The organism is Sphingopyxis soli (genome assembly GCF_018682675.1).
In the GTDB taxonomy this organism is placed as follows: domain Bacteria; phylum Pseudomonadota; class Alphaproteobacteria; order Sphingomonadales; family Sphingomonadaceae; genus Sphingopyxis; species Sphingopyxis soli.
In genome coordinates, this window is sequence record NZ_JAFMTR010000056.1 from 1 (window position 1) to 19,298 (window position 19,298).

The window sequence follows — 19,298 nt, forward strand, 5'->3', positions numbered from 1 at the left end:
GCGGCCCCCGCCTGCGCGGGGGCGACGTTGTTGATACGTCCGCTAACCACCCCAAAGCAGACGCAAATAAAGGCCTTTCCTACATTGTCCGGCCGTGCCAGCCTTCATCCGGCTCTTTCATGTGGTGGATCAACGCGGCAAGGCGGGCGAGAGGCGTTCGGCAATCCCCCGATCCGAAACGGGCGACGCACAAGGCTGAACTTTCCTGAACTTTGCCATATCGCGCCGCCGTCGGGAAAGCGTCTTGACCCCGTGTTAACCAATGTTCGGCATAGCTTTGCGATCATTCAGGGACGTGGGTGCGCAATGAAATTCGATCCGATCAATCCGGCCGCGCAATTGCTCGACCAGTCGGTCGCCAGCGACTGCGGCGAGCTTGCCGTCGGGTGCAGCGACGCGGCAGGTCGCATCAAGCGCGCGACCGACCAGATGGACCGGCAGATCTCCGAACTCGGCCGGCTCGAGGAATTCGTCGTCAGCCTGGAAAACGACCAGCGCCAGATCGCCGATTCGACCGACGAGGCTAAATTGCTCTCGGCACGCGCGTGCGAACAGCTCGACACCGGCGCCGAACGCGTCAACGCGGCGGTCAGCGAATTTCGCTCGGTCATCGACCTTGTCGCGCGGCTCGGCACCCACGTCACCAATTTTGCGGCGGTGATGGAGCAGGTGCAGCAGGTCAGCCAGTCGATCGAACAGATTGCCAAGACCACGAACATGCTGGCGCTCAACGCCGCGATCGAGGCCGAGCGCGCCGGCGATGCGGGGCGCACCTTCGCGGTGGTCGCGGCCGAGGTGAAGAAGCTGGCGCAGAATACGCGCGGCGCGACCGACGAGATTCGCCGTAGCATCGGCAGCCTTGCGGCCGAAGCGAGCGGGCTCGTCACCGAAATCCAGTCGGGGGTCGAGCAGTCGAGCCGCGCCGAGGCGCAGTTCGAGACGATCACCGAGGCGCTCCACGACGCGACCCACCTTGTCGCGTTGCTCGACGATCAGAGCGACCGGATCGCGCAAAGCTCGGCCATGGTCCATGCCAATGGCGCCAAGGTTCGCGAGGCGCTGGACCGCGTCGTCGCCTCGGTGCGCGACAACAGCGCGACGCTCGACGGCACGCGCGATTCGATCCTGTCGATGGAGCATGTCTCCAACCGCATGTTCAACGCGGTGATTTCGGCCGGGGTCAGCCCCCAGGATTCGGCGATCGTCGCGCTCGCGGCGAAGGTTCGCGACGAATTCGTCGGGCTTGCCGAACGTGCGATCGAGCGCGGCGAGCTGTCGATGGAGCAGTTGTTCGATACCAATTATGTGCGCGTGCCGAATTCGAACCCCGAACGCTTTCGCACCACGCTGTGCGACTGGGCGGATGCCAATTGGCGCCCGCTGTTCGACCGCATCGTCGCCGAGCATCCCGAGATCAAGATGTCGTCGGCGGGGGACATGAACGGCTTCCTGCCGACGCACATCACCGAATGCTCGCGCGCGCCGACGGGCGATCTGGAGCACGATACGGCGCACTGCCGCAACGGCCGTATCCTTTATGACGAGACCGATGCGGCGGCGAAACGCAGCACGGCGCCCTTCTTCATGACGGTCTATCGCCAGGAAGGCGACGGCATCAATTATCTGACCGTGCGCAACGTCTATATGCCCGCGATCATCAACGGCCGCCGCTGGGGCGACGTCGAGGTTGCGTATCAGCTCTGAGGGGCCGGCGGCGCGGGCGGTTGCGCCGGAAATTGTTCCATCGCCGGATCGAGGATCGCCCAGTCGGGCGCCTCGCTTGTCCAGATCGCCGCGGTCGGTTTGAGACCGTGCGGCTGGTCGAGCACGCCCAAGCGCACGACGCGCATCTGCGGCCGCGCCGACGACGCGCTGAACATCGGCGTTCCGCACGCGGCGCAATGCGAGCGGGTGAGGGTGTTGCCGCTGTCGGCGACATAGCTGTCGGACGCCGTGATGCCGTCGGTCATGATGGCATCGGTCGGGAAGACCGCATTGTGCGTGGGCCCGCCCGCCGCGATCTTCTGGCAGTGCTGGCACCAGCACTGGCGTACCGCGAGCGGTTCGCCGTCGATGCGGACTTCGACCGCACCGCACGCGCAGCGGCCGGTATAGACCATCAGGCGCCTTGGCGCCGCGCCATGAAGGCGAGCTTTTCGAACAGCATCACATCCTGTTCGTTCTTGAGCAGCGCGCCGTGGAGCGGCGGGATCGCCTTGCCGACGTCGCGGTTCTGCAGCACCTCGAGCGGCATGTCTTCGGCAAGGAGCAGTTTGAGCCAGTCGATCAGTTCGCTGGTCGAGGGCTTCTTCTTCAGGCCCGGCACGTCGCGCACGTCATAGAAGATATCCATCGCGCGGCTGACCAGCGTCTTCTGGATGCCGGGAAAGTGGACCTCGACGATGTCGGCCATCGTGTCGCGGTCGGGGAATTTGATATAGTGGAAGAAGCAGCGGCGCAGGAAAGCGTCGGGCAACTCCTTCTCGTTGTTCGAGGTGATGACGACGATCGGGCGTTCCTTGGCGCTGATCGTCTCGTCGGTCTCGTACACATGGAAGGCCATGCGATCGAGTTCCTGGAGCAGGTCGTTCGGGAATTCGATGTCGGCCTTGTCGATCTCGTCGATCAAGAGGACGGGCAGTTTGGGCGAGGTGAACGCCTCCCACAGCTTGCCCTTCTTGATATAGTTTCGGATGTCGTGGACGCGCTCTTCGCCGAGCTGGCCGTCGCGCAGGCGCGCAACCGCATCATACTCGTACAGGCCCTGCTGGGCCTTCGTGGTCGACTTTATGTTCCAGGTGATCAGCGGCGCGTCGAAGGCCTTGGCGATTTCCTCGGCCAGCACGGTCTTGCCGGTGCCGGGTTCGCCCTTCACGAGCAACGGGCGGCGCAGCATCGTCGCGGCGTTGACCGCGACCTTCAGGTCGTCGGTGGCGATATAGGCGCTGGTACCTTCGAAACGCATCGGCTCTTTCCCTTAACGTGAACGTCAAGCGAAATGGCACAGCGGCGCAGGGGGCGCAAGCGAATCTCCCCTCCCTCGGCAGAGGGAGGTGTTGGTCAGCTATGGGCGCGGCTGGCGGCGCGCGCGGCGAGCAGATCCCATAGACCGCTATGCTGGGCGATCAGCTGCTGCGCGCCGAACGCCACCGCCCGCTCGACCGCGGGGGTTTCGGCGACCTGCGCCGCGACGCGCGCGGTGTCGCGAAGATCGGGGAGCGTACAGCGCGGCACCGTCATCTCGAGCCGCTGGGCGCTGATGTCGAGCAGGACGCGGATCGTGCGCCAGTCGAGCGTCAGCGCGATCGCGGCGCCGATGGCGCAGCCCTGACGGTCCGATTCGGCGAGCATGTCGAGCGCGCGGCGCTGCGCCGCGACCGCGGCTTCGCATTGCGCCTGACCCTGCGTGCTCGGAACCGGGCCGGCGGCGGCGGCTATTTTCGACAGGAAGGCGCGCTCCTGGGCGAAGGCCTGCGCGGCTTCCTCCATCCATTTGCGCGACGCGGGATCGACCGCCTTGCGCGCGGCGCTGTCCACAACGCCGGGGTAACGGCCGTGGAGCAGCCCGATGAAATGGACGGCATCGGCAAGATTGCGCATCGCCTGCGGGTCGCTCGACAGCGCGCCGGACTTGATGTGCGGATGCGCACCGGTGCCCTCGCTGGCGACCAGATTATCGAGCAGTTCGGCGACGCCGCGCGTGTTCAGCTTGGGCTGGGTCGACTGGCTCAACGCTTGATCCTTGCCTGTGGCGCCGGATCGCCGTCCGACACGCGTGATTGCAAGACGAGAGCCTTACGCGAACGTCGTAAACGTCCCGTTTATAAGCCAGCTTTCAATTGTATGACGGGCTGTGCCGGATGGGGACAGGGCGCACGCAAAGGGACCGGCAAGCACGGGGGAGGCTTGCCGGTCCCTGCTGCTATGGCGCACATGGACGCCATGCGTTGCGGGTGCGGACGGGGCGGGAGAGGGGGAGGCCCGGTCCGCGTCCCGTCATGCCGCGAGAGCGAATTCCTCGGTCTTTTCTTCCCTGGCTGCGGCGGGTTCAGCCGCGGTCAGCGCCGGCGCTTCGACCGCCGTCGCCTTGTTCGGGAAGAGCAGGCGCGACATCAGCACGATGCCGCCGAGCGCGAAATATGCTGCAAAAGTCTGGACCGGGAAGAAGAAGAGCGGCGCGATGAACGCCAGACGCAGGTACAGCGGGTTGAAGCCGAAATCCTGGCCCACGGCCTCGCAGATACCGAAGAAGGTATCGCGGCGGCGGAAGAGATTGGTGGTTTCGTTCTGCATTTTTCTGTCTTTCCCTTTGGCTGCGGGCATCGCCCCTTGCCGATGCGTCAATCATCGCAAAGGCCGTGCCAAATTGTGCAGTTCCCCAAATTTCTGGGCTTTTTCCGTTCCTGATCGGACAGGCAGGTCGCGACTTATTCTGAATCGATTCCCATCGAATGGGAAGCGTTGCCATTTGATGGGTCGCACCTGAACCGGTCATGAAGGCAGCCATACCGTGTCGACGCGCGTTATCTGGGGCGCGAAGATGAAGATTTGAAGAAGGTGACGCAAAAAAATTGTGCGGCGCAGCATTCCGCCAACACGCTGGATGACAAGCCGAAATGCCTGCCAATGACGGTGCAGGTTATACGGCGGCTCGGCCGTCGGTGTCCTTGAGGTTTGATTCGTGGCGAAGTGGCAAGTCGATTGCCTGTCCAAGCCCCGGCGTTATTCGGAGCCGGATCGCGTTCGCTTAAGGGCCGACAATTCCTCGATCATCGCGTCCTTGCGGGCGTCGACAATGCCCATAATCCGCTGGAAATAGGCGGTGTTCCATTCGGCTACCGCCGGATCGACGAGTAGCTTGGGCGACCGCTGGACATAGGCGGCGCCGCTGGGCGTCGCGACGAAGCGTTCGATATCCTGCAATTCCTGTAGCGAGAAACCGTGGGCATAGGCCACCGCGATCGCCTCGAACAGGCCGTCCGAATTCGCGCGAAGGTCGGCCATGATGTCGCTGCGCATGATGCCGAGATACTTGTCGGTGATCGCACGTATTTCCGCGTCGCCGATCTTTTCGGGGGGGATTGCCATCTGCGAGCTCATCGCATCGATCATCCCGCCGAACATTTCCATGCGCTTTTCCTGAGGAAACGCGAGCGCGACGATGCGGGCGGCAACGGCCCGCTTCGCTCCCACCTCGTCCGCAGGCCGCTCGTTCGGCTGGGCGGCCGCCGGAGCCACCGCGCCGGATTCCACAGCGGCCAGCAATAATGCCGCCAGCAGGACCGTTTTCTTGCGCATGGCCGTACCCCGCATCGCCCTGCCTACTGGTCGAGGAAGCTGCGCATTTTGCGGCTGCGGCTCGGGTGCTTCAGCTTGCGGAGCGCCTTGGCCTCGATCTGGCGGATGCGTTCGCGGGTCACGCTGAACTGTTGCCCGACCTCTTCCAGCGTATGATCGGTGTTCATCCCGATGCCAAAGCGCATGCGCAGCACGCGTTCCTCGCGCGGCGTCAGCGACGCAAGGACGCGGGTCACCGTTTCCTTGAGGTTCGACTGTACCGCGGCATCGACCGGGATCACCGCATTCTTGTCCTCGATGAAATCGCCGAGGTGGCTGTCTTCCTCGTCGCCGATCGGCGTTTCGAGGCTGATAGGTTCCTTGGCGATCTTCATCACCTTGCGCACCTTCTCGAGCGGCATCGACAGGCGCTCGGCCATTTCCTCCGGCGTCGGTTCGCGGCCGCTTTCGTGGAGGAACTGGCGGCTGCACCGCACCAGCTTGTTGATCGTCTCGATCATGTGGACCGGGATGCGGATCGTCCGCGCCTGGTCGGCGATCGAGCGGGTGATCGCCTGCCGGATCCACCAGGTCGCATAGGTCGAGAACTTGTAGCCGCGGCGATACTCGAACTTGTCGACCGCCTTCATCAGGCCGATGTTGCCTTCCTGGATGAGGTCGAGGAACTGCAGGCCGCGGTTCGTGTACTTCTTCGCAATCGAGATCACGAGGCGCAGGTTCGCTTCGACCATTTCCTTCTTGGCGATGCGCGCTTCGCGCTCGCCCTTCTGGACCATGTTCACGACGCGGCGGAATTCGGTCAGGCTCATGCCCGCGGCTTGCGCGATTTCGCTGATCTCGACGCGGATGCGGTCGACGGCGCCGGCTTCATTCTCGGCGAAGGCGGCCCATTTCTTGTCGATCCCGCCGACTTCCTCGAGCCAGTTCTCTTCAAGCTCGCGCCCGACATAATTGTCGAGGAACGCCTTGCGCGGCACCTTGTGGCGCTCGGCGAGGCGCAGCATCTGGCCGCCCAGCGCGGTTAGGCGGCGGTTGTAGCTGTAGAGCTGGTCGACCAGATACTCGATCTTGGTGCCGTGGAACTGCACGCTCTCGACCTGCGCGGTGAGTTCCTCGCGCAGTTTGTGATACTTCTTCTCCGAAGCCGACGGGAATTCCTCGCCGCCCGAAAGCGATTCGAGGCGCGCTTCCTGCAGCTTCTGGAACGCCTTGAAGCTCTTGGTGATGTTGGCGAACTTCTCGAGCGCGTCGGGCTTGAGCAGTTCCTCCATCGCCGCGAGGCTCAGCGTGTTGTCCTCGTCGTCCTCCTCGAAGGTCTCGCGCTTGCCCGACGAGCCTTCGCCGTCCTCGTCGTCTTCATCGGCCGAGGGTTCTTCCTCGACCTCGTCCTCGTCCTTGAACGAGACGCCGGCGGTCTTTTCGCTGATCTCGCCGTCGTCCTCGGCGCCTTCCTCGTCGAGGTTTTCGGGCGCGGGATCCTTCGACAGCATCGCTTCGAGGTCGACGATCTCGCGCAACTGCATGTCGCCGTTGTTGAGGGCGTTCGACCATTCGATGATCGCGTTGAAGGTGAGGGGGCTTTCGCACAGGCCGAGAATCATCGTGTCGCGGCCCGCCTCGATGCGCTTCGCGATCGCGATTTCGCCCTCGCGGCTAAGCAGTTCGACCGCGCCCATTTCGCGCAGGTACATGCGGACGGGATCGTCGGTGCGATCGACCGTTTCCTTCTTCTTCTCGATGGCGGGCGCGGTCAGCGAGCCCGAGTTCGAGGTGACGTCGATATCGTCGTCGGCCTCCTGCTCGGCCTCTTCCTGCACATCCTCGTCGCTCTCGACGATGTTGATGCCCATGTCGCTGATCGCCGACATGATGTCCTCGATCTGCTCGGACGACATCTGATCCTGCGGCAGCGCCTCGTTCAGTTCGTCATAGGTCAGGTATCCGCGCTTCTTCCCCCGCGCGATCAGCTTTTTGACGTCGGCCTCGTTGAGGTCGATCAGCGGAGCGTCGGTGTCGGCTTCGGTGTTCTTCGTGGCCATTAATTCTTCCTGCCTAGGGGCATCTGTCAAAGGGTCGTCACTGGTCCGTGCTGTCGGACAGCGCGGCCAGGCGGCGGGTCAGTTCCTCATCCATGGCGCGCAGTTTTTGCTGACGCGCCAGGCCTTCATCGTCCATCGTGCGCTGGAAATCCGCAGTCGCCTCGGCAAGCCGGGCGCGGATTTCGGGCTGGGTGACCAGCACGCCGATATATTCGTCAAGATCACGCAGCGCGATTTCGCGTGCTGCGTCAACCTCTTCGCCTTCGAGCCTGCGATTGAATGAGAAGTGCATTCCGTCGGCTCTGAGCAATGTCATCGCCCTATTATACACTTTCATTGGCTCCAATATGGCAAGCAACCCCTCGCAATCAAGCCCTTCTTGGCCATTTGCGATGTCAAGCATTGCGGCAAGCAGTTCGGCGTCGCCGGAATCGGGAATGGAGAGGCGAAACAGCTCGTCCTCGTGACGCCGGATCGCCTCCGGATAGCGCAGCAATCCGCCGATGAGCGCAGCGGCATAGGGCGTCGCGATCCCCGACTGGCTGAGCGCACGCGTTTCGTCGGCAGGGGGCTGGAGGCGCGGGTCCGGCTGGAAGCGACGGCCCCCGCGCGGGGGCTGCGGCGCCCACGGCACGCGCGGGCCGCGTTCGGGCTGCTTGCGCGCGAAAAGCGCGTCGAGCTTTTCGCGGAAGGCTTCGCGGTAGTGGTGTCGGACGTCGGCGTCCTGAATGGCGTCGGCGTGCGCGAGGAGGCGCGTCTTGAGCGCGGCGCGCTCCTCGGGAGTGGCAAGCGGTCCGGCGGCAACCTCATGTGCCCACAGACGTTCGACGAGCGGCTGCGCGTCCTCGAGGATTTCGACGAAGCCGGTCGCGCCGCGCGCGCGCACGATGTCGTCGGGATCCTGTCCCGCCGGGAGCGTCGCAAAGGCGAGGCTGAAGCCGGGGCGGAGCAGGGGCAGGGCGCGCATCGCTGCGCGCATCGCCGCCTTTTGCCCCGCGCTGTCGCCGTCGAAGCAGAGGACGGGCACGGGCACCATCCGCCAGATCATGCCGAGCTGGTTCTCGGTCAGCGCGGTGCCGAGCGGCGCGACCGCATCGGCGATCCCCGCCTCGGCGAGCGCGATCACGTCCATATAGCCTTCGACGACGATAATCCGGTTGGTCTGGCGCGACGCGGGGCTCGCCTTGTCGAGATTGTAGAGCGTGCGGCCCTTGTCGAAGAGCGGCGTGTCGGGCGAGTTCAGATATTTGGGCTCGCCGTCGCCGAGGATGCGGCCGCCGAACGCGATCACCCGCCCGCGCGCGTCGCGGATCGGGATCATCAGCCGGCCGCGGAAGCGGTCGTAGGGCTCCTTGTCATCGACCGCGATCAGCATCCCCGCCTCGACGAGCATCGCGGTCGGGAACGTCTTGAGCGCCTCCTTGAGCGCGCTGCGGCTGTCGGGGGCGAGGCCGAAGCCGAAGGCTTTGCGCGTCGCCTCCGAAATCCCGCGCCTCGCCAGATAGTCGCGCGCCGGGGCGCCGTTGCTGCTGGCGAGCTGGGCGGCGAACCAGTCGGCCGCGGCCTGCACGACGTCGCGCAGGCTCGCCTGCTCTTCGGCCTTTTTTGCGGCGCGCGGGTCGGGGGCGGGAACGTCCATCCCCGCCTCGCCCGCAAGTTCCTTGACCGCGTCCATGAACGACAGGCCGCGCTGGTCGGTCATCCAGCGGATCGCGTCGCCATGCGCGCCGCAGCCGAAGCAGTGGTAAAAGCCCTTTTCGTCGTTGATCGTGAAGCTGGGCGTTTTTTCGTTATGGAAGGGGCAGCACGCCTTATACTCGCGACCGGCGCGCGTGACCTTTACGGTGCGGCCGATGAGGGTCGACAGCGCGATGCGCGAGCGCAGTTCGTCGAGCCATTGGGGGGTGAGGGTCATTTAACTCCCCTCACTTGATCAGCCTTCATATCAATGCCGTTCGTGTCGAGCGAAGTCGAGACACCCATCGTTCGTGCGCGACCTGTCGGCATCTCGACTTCGCTCGATGCGAACGGAGAGGGGGGACGTTCTTTGGGAGGTTTTGCGAAATGGTGCACCGCTTGCCAGTCTCCGCGGATCAGCGCTTCCTTTTTCGCGCGTGACCATTTCTTAATCCGCATTTCAGCGTCCAGCGCTTCGTAGCGCGTCGCAAAATCCTGCGACCACATAAGCTGAACCGGCAAGCGAGAAGAGGTGAAACCTTCGATCAGGCCGCTCTGATGTAGGCCAATCCGATACTCAAGATTATCCGTGTGACCCGTGTAATAGAGCCCATCGGCACAAAGCAGGATGTAAGTCCAGAAAGCCATCCGGCTTCTCTACCCGTTTGCATCGAGCGAAGTCGAGATGCCCATCGATCTTGCTCTATCTCGATGGGTGTCTCGACTTCGCTCGACACGAACGGATAAGAGAGTGCGTGCTGGGGATTTTTTCAGCTCAGTGCCGCCTTCACCCACCCACTCGCCTTGCTCATATCAAGCTGGCTCCCGAGCCGGTCCTTCACCGCGGCCATGACCTTGCCCATGTCCTTGAGGCTCGTCGCGCCCAGTTCGTCGACGATGCCCTTGATCGCCGCCGTCGCCTCGTCATCGCTGAGCTGCGCGGGCAGGAAATCCTCGATCACCGCAACTTCGGCCGCCTCGATATCGGCCAGCTCCTGACGGCCGCCCTGTTCGTAGAGCGCGATCGACTCGCGGCGCTGCTTGACCATCTTCTGCAGCACGTCGGTGACGAGCACATCGTCGTCGGCCGGCGCGGCGCCGGTGCGCAGTTCGATGTCCTTGTCCTTGATCTTGGCCAGCATCAGCCGGATGGTGCCCAGACGCGCCTTGTCGCCGGCTTTCATCGCGGCAACCTGCGCAGCCTTGATGTCGTCGCGAATCATGACGGTCCTCTTGCGCTGCAATGTGGGAAAGAAGCACCCTTAGCGGGAAGATTCATAATCCGATAGCTTGTGAATCACTTTTTTGCCGCCTACTTGGTCGGCCGTTTAGCCCCCCGTCCGGAGCATGTTGAATGGCACCAGCCAACCCCTCTGCCGCGCCCAAAAGCCAGCCTTCTGGCGCGACCGGCGTTCTTGTCCTTGCCGATGGCACGATCCTGTGGGGCGTGGGTTATGGCGCCAGCGGCGCGGGTGTGGGCGAGATTTGTTTCAACACGTCGATGACCGGCTATCAGGAAATCCTGACCGACCCGAGCTATGCCGGGCAGATCATCACCTTCACCTTTCCGCACATCGGCAACGTCGGCGCGAACCCCGAGGATATGGAGCGCGAAAAGCGCGCCGCGATCGGCTGCATCACGCGCGAACTGCCGACCGCGCCGAGCAGCTTTCGCAGCACCCAGACCTTGCCCGACTGGATGGCGGCGCAGGGGCTGATCGGGCTTGCGGGCATCGACACGCGCGCGCTGACCCGCCGCATCCGCGACGGCGGCGCGCCGACGGGCGTTGTCGCGCATCATCCCGAGGGCAAATTCGACCTCGACAAGCTGCTGATGCTCGCGCAGGGCTGGCCGGGGCTGGAGGGCATGGACCTCGCCAAGACCGTGACGCGCGAGCGGCAGGGTGAATGGGATGCCGGGGTTTGGCATCTTGGGACGGGCTATGAGTCCCCCTCCCGCTTGCGGGAGGGTCTAGGGGAGGGCATGTCCGCGCCGTCCACCAACGGAACAAGCCCTCCCGTGACGGGATGCACGCGACTCCCTTCACCCCCTCCCGCAAGCGGGAGGGGGGAAGAAAAACCCCACGTCGTCGCGGTCGATTATGGCGCGAAGGACAATATCTTTCGCAACCTGGTGAAAGCCGGCGCGCGCGTGACCGTGGTGCCCGCGAAGACCAGCCTCGACGAGATCATGGCGCTGCGCCCCGCCGGCGTGTTCCTGTCGAACGGCCCCGGCGACCCCGCGGCGACGGGCGAATATGCGGTGCCGGTGATCAAGGGGCTGCTCGAACGCAACATTCCGATTTTCGGCATCTGCCTCGGCCACCAACTGCTCGGCATCGCGGCGGGCGCGAAAACGGTGAAGATGCATCAGGGCCACCGCGGCGCGAACCATCCGGTGCAGCGTGTCGGCGGCGACTTCGCCGACGGCGTGGTCGAGATCACCAGCATGAACCACGGCTTCGCGGTCGATGCCGCGACGCTGCCCGCGGGCGTGGTCGAGACGCACAAGAGCCTGTTCGACGGATCGAACTGCGGCATCGCGATCACGGGGAAGAACGCGTTCAGCGTGCAGTACCACCCCGAGGCGAGCCCGGGGCCGCAAGACAGCTTCTATCTGTTCGAGAAGTTCGTGGGCGGTCTTTGATGACGCACTACTACGAGATCAAGCGCAACAAAGCTGGCGAGTATGTTGCCTACTTCAAATACAATGACGAGACTATTTTTTGGTCGGAAGGCTATAGCTCGATAGACTCAGCTCGGTCAGCAATCTCTGCAATCAAGAGAAATGGACCCGGATCGGAAATCCGCGATAACGCTGGCCCAGACGAGCCTACAATTGATCAGCTTATAGATAGCACCGACTGGACCGGTCTTGGTAAGAAGATAGGCAACGAGAACGCCGCAAAAATTCGAAGAAAATCTGAGTCGCTTTTGAATGCTATCATCCAATCTGACGCCGACGCTCAGACAAAGATTGATGCATGCAAACGTGTAGAGGCGGTAATCGTATTGCTTGAAGCGCCCAACGTACCTTGGCGACAGGTGGTTGACTTACTCAACCATCCTTCGGTGACAGCATTCCTGACTGCGCTGAATATAATTCAATTTATCATAGGTCTGGCTCAGTAATATGCCCAAAAGAACCGACATCCAATCCATCCTCGTCATCGGCGCCGGCCCGATCGTTATCGGTCAGGCGTGCGAGTTCGACTATTCGGGGACGCAGGCGATCAAGGCGCTGAAGGAGGAGGGCTATCGCATCGTCCTCGTCAACTCCAACCCGGCGACGATCATGACCGATCCCGACCTCGCCGACGCCACTTATGTGGAGCCGATCACGCCCGAGATCGTCGCGAAGATCATCGCGAAGGAGCGCCCCGATGCGGTGCTGCCGACGATGGGCGGGCAGACCGCGCTCAACACCGCGCTGGCTTTGTTCAACGACGGCACGCTCGCGAAATATGGCGTCGAGATGATCGGCGCCGATGCCGAGGCGATCGACAAGGCCGAGGACCGGCAGAAATTCCGCGACGCGATGGACAAGATCGGGCTCGAGAGCGCGCGCAGCGGCGTCGCGCACACGCTCGACGAGGCGTTCGCGGTGCTCGAACGCACCGGGCTGCCCTCGATCATCCGCCCCAGCTTCACGCTCGGCGGCACCGGCGGCGGCATCGCCTATAACCGCGAGGAATTCGAGCATATCGTCCGCGGCGGCCTGATCGCTTCGCCCACCACCGAGGTCCTGATCGAGGAATCGCTCCTCGGCTGGAAAGAATATGAGATGGAGGTGGTGCGCGACCGCAACGACAATTGCATCATCATCTGCTCGATCGAGAATGTCGATCCGATGGGCGTTCATACGGGCGATTCCATCACCGTCGCGCCGGCGCTGACGCTGACCGACAAGGAATATCAGATCATGCGCAACGCGAGCATCGCGGTGCTGCGCGAGATCGGCGTCGAAACAGGCGGGTCGAACGTGCAGTTCGCGGTCAATCCGAAGGATGGCCGCCTGATCGTGATCGAGATGAACCCGCGCGTGTCGCGCAGTAGCGCGCTCGCGTCGAAGGCGACGGGCTTCCCGATCGCCAAGGTCGCGGCGAAGCTCGCGGTCGGCTACACGCTCGACGAGATCATGAACGACATCACCGGGGTGACCCCGGCGTCGTTCGAACCGACGATCGACTATGTCGTCACCAAGATTCCGCGCTTCGCCTTCGAAAAGTTCAAGGGCGCCGAGGCGACGCTGTCGACCGCGATGAAATCGGTCGGCGAGGTCATGGCGATCGGGCGGACGATCCATGAATCGATGCAGAAGGCGCTGCGCGGGCTGGAGACGGGGCTTTCGGGCTTCAACTTCGTCGACCGGCTGGTCGGTGCGAGCCACGAGCAACTCAAGAGCGAGCTCGCGAAGCGCACCCCCGACCGCCTGCTCAACACCGCGCAGGCGATCCGCGAGGGGCTGCCTCTCGCCGAGATCAACCGCATCGCGGGCTATGACATGTGGTTCCTCGAACGCATCGCGGAGATCGTCGAGGCCGAGAACGAGGTGATGGCGAACGGCCTGCCGCGCGATGCCGAAGGGCTGCGGAGGCTCAAGGCCATGGGCTTCTCCGACAAGCGGCTCGCCTATCTGGCGCTGCAATCGGCGAACCTGCGCCCCGGTACGCGCCGCGCCACCGCGCATGGCAGCGGCCTCATCCACGAAGCCGTCAAGGCGATGACCGGCGGCGTGACCGAGGCCGAGGTGCGCGCGCTTCGCCACAAGCTCGGCGTCCGCCCGGTTTACAAGACGATCGACACCTGCGCCGCCGAATTCCAGGCGCAGACGCCCTATCTTTATTCGACCTATGAAGCCCCGACCTTTGGCGAGCCCGAGAATGAGGCCAATCCGTCGGACCGCAAGAAGGTCGTCATCCTCGGCGGCGGACCGAACCGGATCGGACAGGGGATCGAGTTCGACTATTGCTGCTGCCACGCGTGCTTTGCGCTCGAAGAGGCGGGCTATGAGACGATCATGGTCAACTGCAACCCGGAGACGGTGTCCACCGACTATGACACCTCCGACCGCCTCTATTTCGAGCCGCTGACCGCTGAGGATGTGCTCGAAATCCTGCACGTCGAAATGTCGAAGGGCGAGCTGGTCGGGGTCATCGTCCAGTTCGGCGGCCAGACACCGCTGAAACTGGCGCAGGCGCTTGCCGAAGCGGGGATCCCGATCCTCGGCACCTCGCCCGACGCGATCGACCTCGCCGAAGACCGCGAGCGCTTTGCGGCGCTGGTCAACAAACTCGGCCTGAAGCAGCCCGAAAACGGCATCGCGCGCAGCCGCGAGGAAGCCGTCGCGGTCGCGGCGCGCATCGGCTACCCGGTGCTGACGCGCCCCTCCTATGTGCTCGGGGGCCGTGCGATGGAGATTGTCGACGATCAGGTGCAGCTCGAACATTATATCGAGACCGCGGTGCAGGTGTCGGGCGATTCGCCGGTGCTGATCGACCGCTATCTGCGTGACGCGATCGAGGTCGATGTCGACGCGCTCTGCGACGGGACCGACGTCGTCGTTGCCGGCGTGCTCCAGCATATCGAGGAAGCCGGGGTCCATTCGGGCGACAGCGCCTGTTCGATCCCGCCGTACAGCCTCTCGGGCAAGATCGTCGCCGAGATCGAGCGGCAGGCCGACGCACTGGCGCGCGCGCTGGGCGTCCGGGGTCTGATGAACATCCAGTTCGCGGTCAAGGACGACGAGGTCTATCTGATCGAGGTCAATCCGCGTGCCAGCCGCACGGTACCCTTCGTCGCGAAGGCGGTCGGTTCGCCGATCGCCAAGATCGCCGCGCGCGTGATGGCGGGCGAGAAACTCGCCGATCTGCCGAAGATCAATCGCGACATCGCGCATGTCGCCGTGAAGGAAGCGGTCTTCCCCTTCGCGCGCTTCCCCGGCACCGATCCCGTTCTCTCGCCGGAAATGAAGTCCACTGGCGAAGTCATGGGAATCGATCGCAATTTCAACCTCGCTTTCGCCAAGGCGCAGCTCGGTGCCGGCGATCGTCTGCCGACCGACGGGCGCCTGTTCGTGTCGGTGAAGACCAGCGACAAGCCGCGCATCGTCGGTGCGGTGAAGCAGCTCCGCGCCTGGGGCTGGAAGGTGATCGCGACCGGCGGGACGGCCGACTATCTCGCGCAGGAGGGCATCGAGGTCGAACGCGTCAACAAGGTCGCCGAGGGGCGGCCGCATATCGTCGACCGGATCAAGGACGGCGATGTGCAACTCATCTTCAACACCACCGAAGGCTGGCAAAGCTTGCAGGATTCGCAATCGATCCGCGCCTCGGCGCTGGCCGCCGACATCGCCTATTACACCACCGCCGCGGCGAGCGACGCGGCGACGCAGGCGATCGGGGCGCTGCGCGCGCATAGTCTTGAAGTAAAGCCGCTTCAGGACTATTATTGAGGGTACCGCTCCACCTCCCCGACATTACGGAAACAGCGGCTCGGCCGCTCGGCGCTCAACCGCCGAGGCAGGATTATTGACGAAGGACAACAGGATAATGGCAAGCGTTGAAAAGGTTCCGATGCTGCAGGAAGGCTATGAGAAGCTGAGCGCCCAGCTCGCTGCTCTGAAGGCCGAGCGACCCCTGATCGTCGATGCGATCGAGGAAGCGCGCGCGCATGGCGACCTTTCGGAAAATGCCGAATATCACGCCGCGAAGGAACGTCAGGGTCAGGTCGAGGCGTCGATCGGCGACCTTGAGGATCGTCTGTCGCGCGCCCAGATCATCGACCCCACGACGCTGTCGGGCGACCGCATCGTCTTCGGCGCGACCGTCACGCTCGCCGACGAGGATGACAAGCCGGTGCGCTACCAGATCGTCGGCCAGGCCGAGGCGGACGCGAAGGAGGGCAAGATCAGCTACAACTCGCCGCTCGGCCGCGCGCTGATCGGCCGCAAGGTCGACGACGAGGTCGAAGTGACCGTGCCGTCGGGCGACAAATATTATCTGGTGACGAAGATCGAGTTCGTCTGAGACGGGGGCGAACGGAGCCAAGGCGATGAAGCCGCAGGATGCGCCGCTGGTCACGGGCTATGCGCTCGCGTGCGTCGTCGTCTTCGTCCTGCTCCGGGTGACCGGATATCAGTTCGATGCGATCATGCGCGCAGGCTTCATTCCCGCGCGCTTCGCGGTCGAGTTGGTGGCGCCGCCCGGTACGATGGTGCCCGCCGCGCTGACCCCGCTCACCTCGGCCTTCCTACACGGGGGGTGGCTGCATCTGATCTTCAACATGATCATGCTGCTGTTCATCGGCCGCCAGCTTGAGGCGCCGCTGGGCGCGAAGGCGATGGGAGTGTTGCTCGTCGCCGGCGCCTATGTCGGCGCATTTGCGCAATATCTCGCCGATCCCGCCTCGTCGGTGCCGATGATCGGCGCCAGCGGCGCGATTTCGGCGCTGATTGCGGTGTTCGCGCTGATCTTCAGTCGGTCGCAGACGAAGGCGATCGGGCCGATCCCTGCGCATTGGGTGCGGGCGCTGTGGCTCGCGCTGGCATGGATCGGGTTGCAATTGCTCCTTGGATTCAGCGGCGGCGGCGATTTCGGCGCGGTTGCGATCTGGGCGCATGTCGGCGGCTTCCTCGCTGGCCTGCTCCTCGCGCGTCCGCTGCTGCGCTGGCGCTTCGGGGGGCGTTAGGCGAGCAGCCCGCCCGCCAGCAGCATCGCGACGCGCACGTCGATCCCGCAGCCTTCGGCGCGTTTCGCGGCGACGAAATCCTCGATCCCGTCGAGCGGCACCCGGTGGACGATGATATCCTCGCCATCGACGCCGCCGCCTTGGCCGACCTTCGTCAGGCCGGTCGCGACGAGCAGCGTAAAGCTTTCGCTGACCATCCCAGGCGAGCTGAAGAATTCGCCAACCGTGCGCCAGCTTGCGGCGCGATAGCCCGTTTCCTCCTCAAGCTCGCGCTCGGCCGCAATTTCCGCCGCCTCGCCGCTGACGTCGTCGCCGACGAGGCCTGCAGGCAGTTCGAGGCACCGAACCTTCAAAGGTACGCGATATTGTTCGACCAATATGACATGGCGCCCGTCCGCAGCTTCGTCGATGGCAAGGATCACTGCGGCGTGGATGCCGCGCGAGCGCGAGACATATTCCCACGTTCCTTGCTGCTTGACGGTGATGAAGCGGCCTTCCCACCGCGTCTCGATGGGGGTGTCGGGGGAGGGGCGGGGCAAGGCAGTTCCTTCCAAATCCGTTCGCCCTGAGCTTGTCGAAGGGCCGTCCTTTGTCTCGACGTTAGAGCGAAGAGCGGTGCTTCGACAAGCTCGGCACGAACGGAACGACAGGACGTTTAAAGCTCGATCAGCCGGTCGGGCAGTTCGTTCGGATTCTCGCTGCCGCGCGGGAAGTGCGCGGCGAGCACGACGCCCATCTGGCGTACCGCTTCGGCCATGCCTTCGCCGGGTTTGCCCTTGCGAACGAGGTCGATCAGCGCGGCCATCGCATCGCCCCAGACCTCGGGCGCGACCTTCGCCGCGATCGCCTCGTCGGCGACGATGTCGGCGCGATGCTCGCGCAGGCTGACGTAGAGGAGGACCCCGGTCCGCCCGAGCGTCTTTGCCTCGGTCCCGACCTTGAACAGGTCGATCGCGCGCGCGCGGACGCGCCCCGCAAGGATCGCGCGCGGGGTCAGCCAGATGCGCAAGGGGCGCCACAGCAGGATCAGCCACATCCCGATCCACTTCAGGACGCCCACAGCGATCACCGTCCCGAGCCATTGATTGGCGGTAAGTTCATGTCCCCAACCGCCGGTCAGGCGATCGTAAAGCCCCCGGTAGAATTCCGGAAACAGCCCGATCACCGACATCGCGAGGAAGGCGATGACGCTCGCCCAGACGAGTGCGACATCGTCGTAATCGTTCGATTGCGCCGCAATGACGGTGACGATCTCGCCGCTCGTCTGATCCTCGGCCGCGGCGACCGCGGCTGTGACGAGGTCGTGATCGGCGGCGCTGACGTGACTGACTTTCATGGCTCCGTTCCCCTACCAGCCGCCCGAGGCGCCGCCGCCGCCGAAGCTGCCGCCGCCGCCCGAAAAGCCGCCGCCACCGCCCCAGCTCGACCCGCCGCCGCCCCAGGAGGAGCCTCCCGAAGACCCGCCTCCGCCCCAGTCGTCGCCACCCCAGATGATGATCGGACCGCCGCCCCATGGGCGGTTTCGACGATGCTTCCTGCCGCGCCGCCCGAACGCCGAGAGCATCGGCAGGATGAAGAAGAAAAAGACGATGAAGCCGATGAAGATCAGCCCGCCGATGTCGCCGTCGTCGGCGCGGTCGCGCTCCGCCCTTTCGGCGGCGGCAGCCTGCGCCGCGGCCTCCTCGGGCGGCAGCTGGATCTGCTGCGCGATCGCGTTGACGCCGTCCTGAATGCCGCCCGGAAGGTCGCCGTCCTTGAACTTCGGCGTCACCACGTCGCGGATGATCCGGCCCGACAGCGCGTCTGTCAGCACGGGTTCCAGGCCCAGGCCGACTTCGATCCGCATCTTCCGTTCGTTGGGGGCAATCAGGAAGACGACGCCGTCGTCCTTCTCCTTGTCGCCAATGCCCCAGTCGCGGCCGAGGCGATAGCCATACTCGGCGACGTCATAACCTTCGAGACTGTTCACGGTCGCGACAACGAACTGGTGGCCCGTCGTCTTCTCGACCTGCTCGAGCTGGATGTTGAGGTTCGCTTCCTCGGCGGGCGGGATGATGTCGGCCTGGTCGACGACGCGCGCCGTCAGCTTGGGGAATGTCTGGGCGGATGCCGGCGACGCGAGCAGTGACAGCCCCAGCGCCCAACCGAGCAAAAGCGACCTCATTATCGATCTCCCGTCTGCGCGGCGATGGCCTCGACTCCCGCAGACAGGCCGTCGCCATAGTCGTCGTTCTTGAAAAAGGGAGTCATCAGGTCGATCGCCGCCTTCGCCTTTTCGTCGGGTAGCAGCTTTTCCATGCCATAGCCCGTGGCGACCCTGATCCTGCGTTCCTTGGGGGCCATCAGGATCAGAATGCCGTCATCCCGATCCTTGCGTCCAATCTGCCACCGGTTGCCGAGGCATGTCGCGAAATCGTCGATGCTCGCGCCCTTCAGGTCGCCAACCGTTACGAGCACCATCTGGTGTCTGGTTCGCGCTTCATATCGGGCGAGCCGTTCGGACAATCGGACCTCTTCCTCTTCGGCCAATATGCTTGCCGCATCGGTCACGCGGCCCTGCATGGCCATTTGCGGCACCGCGACGCAATAGGCGGG

The 19,298-nt window shown here is 64.2% G+C and carries 18 protein-coding genes and 1 pseudogene; 6 read left to right on the forward strand and 13 right to left on the reverse strand.

The window, feature by feature from the left end:
- Positions 1-306: 306 nt before the first annotated feature.
- Entirely contained in the window at positions 307-1,704 is a 1,398-nt protein-coding gene (locus J1N50_RS08485) for a methyl-accepting chemotaxis protein (RefSeq protein WP_215352864.1), read from the forward strand.
- Here the strand turns inward: J1N50_RS08485 and J1N50_RS08490 are convergent.
- The 9 genes from J1N50_RS08490 to J1N50_RS08530 form a co-directional block, all read right to left on the reverse strand.
- The gene (locus J1N50_RS08490; protein WP_215352866.1) at positions 1,695-2,120 is read right to left on the reverse strand and encodes a GFA family protein; all 426 of its coding nucleotides are present in this window, start codon (positions 2,118-2,120) and stop codon (positions 1,695-1,697) included. The genes J1N50_RS08485 and J1N50_RS08490 overlap by 10 nt on opposite strands.
- On the reverse strand, positions 2,120-2,965 hold the full coding sequence (locus tag J1N50_RS08495) for an AAA family ATPase (protein ID WP_058453951.1): 846 nt from the start codon (positions 2,963-2,965) through the stop codon (positions 2,120-2,122). Before J1N50_RS08495 ends, J1N50_RS08490 begins: the two co-directional genes overlap by 1 nt.
- Positions 2,966-3,060: 95 nt before the next feature.
- A complete protein-coding gene (locus J1N50_RS08500) occupies positions 3,061-3,732 on the reverse strand; it encodes a DUF6975 family protein (RefSeq protein WP_215352868.1) in 672 nt (223 codons plus the stop codon).
- A gap of 264 nt (positions 3,733-3,996) precedes the next feature.
- Positions 3,997-4,293: a PspC domain-containing protein gene (locus J1N50_RS08505; RefSeq protein WP_215352870.1), complete on the reverse strand. Its 297-nt coding sequence runs from the start codon at positions 4,291-4,293 to the stop codon at positions 3,997-3,999.
- Positions 4,294-4,722: 429 nt separating this feature from the next.
- The gene (locus J1N50_RS08510) at positions 4,723-5,298 is read right to left on the reverse strand and encodes a DUF2059 domain-containing protein (protein WP_215352872.1); all 576 of its coding nucleotides are present in this window, start codon (positions 5,296-5,298) and stop codon (positions 4,723-4,725) included.
- Between the two features lie 23 nt (positions 5,299-5,321).
- Positions 5,322-7,337: an RNA polymerase sigma factor RpoD gene (gene rpoD / locus J1N50_RS08515; RefSeq protein ID WP_215352875.1), complete on the reverse strand. Its 2,016-nt coding sequence runs from the start codon at positions 7,335-7,337 to the stop codon at positions 5,322-5,324.
- Between the two features lie 37 nt (positions 7,338-7,374).
- Complete coding sequence (dnaG, locus tag J1N50_RS08520; RefSeq protein ID WP_215352877.1) at positions 7,375-9,252, reverse strand: DNA primase; 1,878 nt, start codon at positions 9,250-9,252, stop codon at positions 7,375-7,377.
- The gene (locus tag J1N50_RS08525; protein ID WP_215352884.1) at positions 9,249-9,662 is read right to left on the reverse strand and encodes a GIY-YIG nuclease family protein; all 414 of its coding nucleotides are present in this window, start codon (positions 9,660-9,662) and stop codon (positions 9,249-9,251) included. The genes dnaG and J1N50_RS08525 overlap by 4 nt, the downstream gene beginning before the upstream one ends.
- Positions 9,663-9,784: 122 nt before the next feature.
- Positions 9,785-10,237, reverse strand: a complete 453-nt coding sequence (locus J1N50_RS08530; RefSeq protein WP_215352886.1) for a GatB/YqeY domain-containing protein — start codon at positions 10,235-10,237, stop codon at positions 9,785-9,787.
- A gap of 131 nt (positions 10,238-10,368) precedes the next feature.
- On the opposite strand from J1N50_RS08530, the gene carA reads away from it, so the two are divergent.
- The 5 genes and pseudogenes from carA to J1N50_RS08555 all read left to right on the forward strand — a co-directional run bounded on the left by carA (position 10,369) and on the right by J1N50_RS08555 (position 16,703).
- Positions 10,369-11,661, forward strand: coding sequence for a glutamine-hydrolyzing carbamoyl-phosphate synthase small subunit (carA, locus tag J1N50_RS08535; RefSeq protein WP_215352906.1), 1,293 nt, complete (start codon positions 10,369-10,371; stop codon positions 11,659-11,661).
- Positions 11,661-11,828: pseudogene (locus tag J1N50_RS17785) on the forward strand (YegP family protein); the annotation flags it as partial. The gene carA and the pseudogene J1N50_RS17785, both read left to right, overlap by 1 nt.
- A 319-nt stretch (positions 11,829-12,147) precedes the next feature.
- Positions 12,148-15,468 carry a carbamoyl-phosphate synthase large subunit gene (carB, locus tag J1N50_RS08545; RefSeq protein ID WP_215352908.1) on the forward strand — a complete coding sequence of 1,107 codons (3,321 nt, stop codon included), beginning with the start codon at positions 12,148-12,150 and terminating at the stop codon, positions 15,466-15,468.
- A gap of 97 nt (positions 15,469-15,565) precedes the next feature.
- Positions 15,566-16,042: a transcription elongation factor GreA gene (gene greA / locus J1N50_RS08550; protein WP_215352909.1), complete on the forward strand. Its 477-nt coding sequence runs from the start codon at positions 15,566-15,568 to the stop codon at positions 16,040-16,042.
- Positions 16,043-16,067: 25 nt separating this feature from the next.
- Positions 16,068-16,703 carry a rhomboid family intramembrane serine protease gene (locus tag J1N50_RS08555; protein ID WP_215352911.1) on the forward strand — a complete coding sequence of 212 codons (636 nt, stop codon included), beginning with the start codon at positions 16,068-16,070 and terminating at the stop codon, positions 16,701-16,703.
- Here the strand turns inward: J1N50_RS08555 and J1N50_RS08560 are convergent.
- From J1N50_RS08560 to J1N50_RS08575, 4 genes are all read right to left on the reverse strand, one after another.
- Positions 16,700-17,242, reverse strand: coding sequence for an NUDIX hydrolase (locus tag J1N50_RS08560; RefSeq protein ID WP_215352912.1), 543 nt, complete (start codon positions 17,240-17,242; stop codon positions 16,700-16,702). The two genes, J1N50_RS08555 and J1N50_RS08560, sit on opposite strands and share 4 nt — an antisense overlap.
- 116 nt (positions 17,243-17,358) lie before the next feature.
- The gene (locus J1N50_RS08565; RefSeq protein WP_215352914.1) at positions 17,359-18,039 is read right to left on the reverse strand and encodes a TPM domain-containing protein; all 681 of its coding nucleotides are present in this window, start codon (positions 18,037-18,039) and stop codon (positions 17,359-17,361) included.
- 12 nt (positions 18,040-18,051) lie between these two features.
- Positions 18,052-18,867, reverse strand: a complete 816-nt coding sequence (locus J1N50_RS08570) for a TPM domain-containing protein (protein WP_215352916.1) — start codon at positions 18,865-18,867, stop codon at positions 18,052-18,054.
- On the reverse strand, positions 18,867-19,271 hold the full coding sequence (locus J1N50_RS08575; RefSeq protein WP_246553267.1) for a TPM domain-containing protein: 405 nt from the start codon (positions 19,269-19,271) through the stop codon (positions 18,867-18,869). Before J1N50_RS08575 ends, J1N50_RS08570 begins: the two co-directional genes overlap by 1 nt.
- Between the last annotated feature and the right edge of the window lie 27 nt (positions 19,272-19,298).

What these genes read in the sequence shown, in the direction of transcription:
- rpoD (WP_215352875.1), bottom strand. Translation starts at nt 7,337, where the DNA reads ATGGCCACGAAGAACACCGAAGCCGACACCGACGCTCCGCTGATCGAC.
- J1N50_RS08485 (WP_215352864.1), top strand. Translation starts at nt 307, where the DNA reads ATGAAATTCGATCCGATCAATCCGGCCGCGCAATTGCTCGACCAGTCG.
- J1N50_RS08570 (WP_215352916.1), bottom strand. Translation starts at nt 18,867, where the DNA reads ATGAGGTCGCTTTTGCTCGGTTGGGCGCTGGGGCTGTCACTGCTCGCG.
- J1N50_RS08505 (WP_215352870.1), bottom strand. Translation starts at nt 4,293, where the DNA reads ATGCAGAACGAAACCACCAATCTCTTCCGCCGCCGCGATACCTTCTTC.
- J1N50_RS08555 (WP_215352911.1), top strand. Translation starts at nt 16,068, where the DNA reads ATGAAGCCGCAGGATGCGCCGCTGGTCACGGGCTATGCGCTCGCGTGC.
- J1N50_RS08575 (WP_246553267.1), bottom strand. Translation starts at nt 19,271, where the DNA reads ATGGCCATGCAGGGCCGCGTGACCGATGCGGCAAGCATATTGGCCGAA.
- J1N50_RS08525 (WP_215352884.1), bottom strand. Translation starts at nt 9,662, where the DNA reads ATGGCTTTCTGGACTTACATCCTGCTTTGTGCCGATGGGCTCTATTAC.
- J1N50_RS08490 (WP_215352866.1), bottom strand. Translation starts at nt 2,120, where the DNA reads ATGGTCTATACCGGCCGCTGCGCGTGCGGTGCGGTCGAAGTCCGCATC.
- greA (WP_215352909.1), top strand. Translation starts at nt 15,566, where the DNA reads ATGGCAAGCGTTGAAAAGGTTCCGATGCTGCAGGAAGGCTATGAGAAG.
- carA (WP_215352906.1), top strand. Translation starts at nt 10,369, where the DNA reads ATGGCACCAGCCAACCCCTCTGCCGCGCCCAAAAGCCAGCCTTCTGGC.
- J1N50_RS08565 (WP_215352914.1), bottom strand. Translation starts at nt 18,039, where the DNA reads ATGAAAGTCAGTCACGTCAGCGCCGCCGATCACGACCTCGTCACAGCC.
- carB (WP_215352908.1), top strand. Translation starts at nt 12,148, where the DNA reads ATGCCCAAAAGAACCGACATCCAATCCATCCTCGTCATCGGCGCCGGC.
- dnaG (WP_215352877.1), bottom strand. Translation starts at nt 9,252, where the DNA reads ATGACCCTCACCCCCCAATGGCTCGACGAACTGCGCTCGCGCATCGCG.
- J1N50_RS08510 (WP_215352872.1), bottom strand. Translation starts at nt 5,298, where the DNA reads ATGCGCAAGAAAACGGTCCTGCTGGCGGCATTATTGCTGGCCGCTGTG.
- J1N50_RS08495 (WP_058453951.1), bottom strand. Translation starts at nt 2,965, where the DNA reads ATGCGTTTCGAAGGTACCAGCGCCTATATCGCCACCGACGACCTGAAG.
- J1N50_RS08530 (WP_215352886.1), bottom strand. Translation starts at nt 10,237, where the DNA reads ATGATTCGCGACGACATCAAGGCTGCGCAGGTTGCCGCGATGAAAGCC.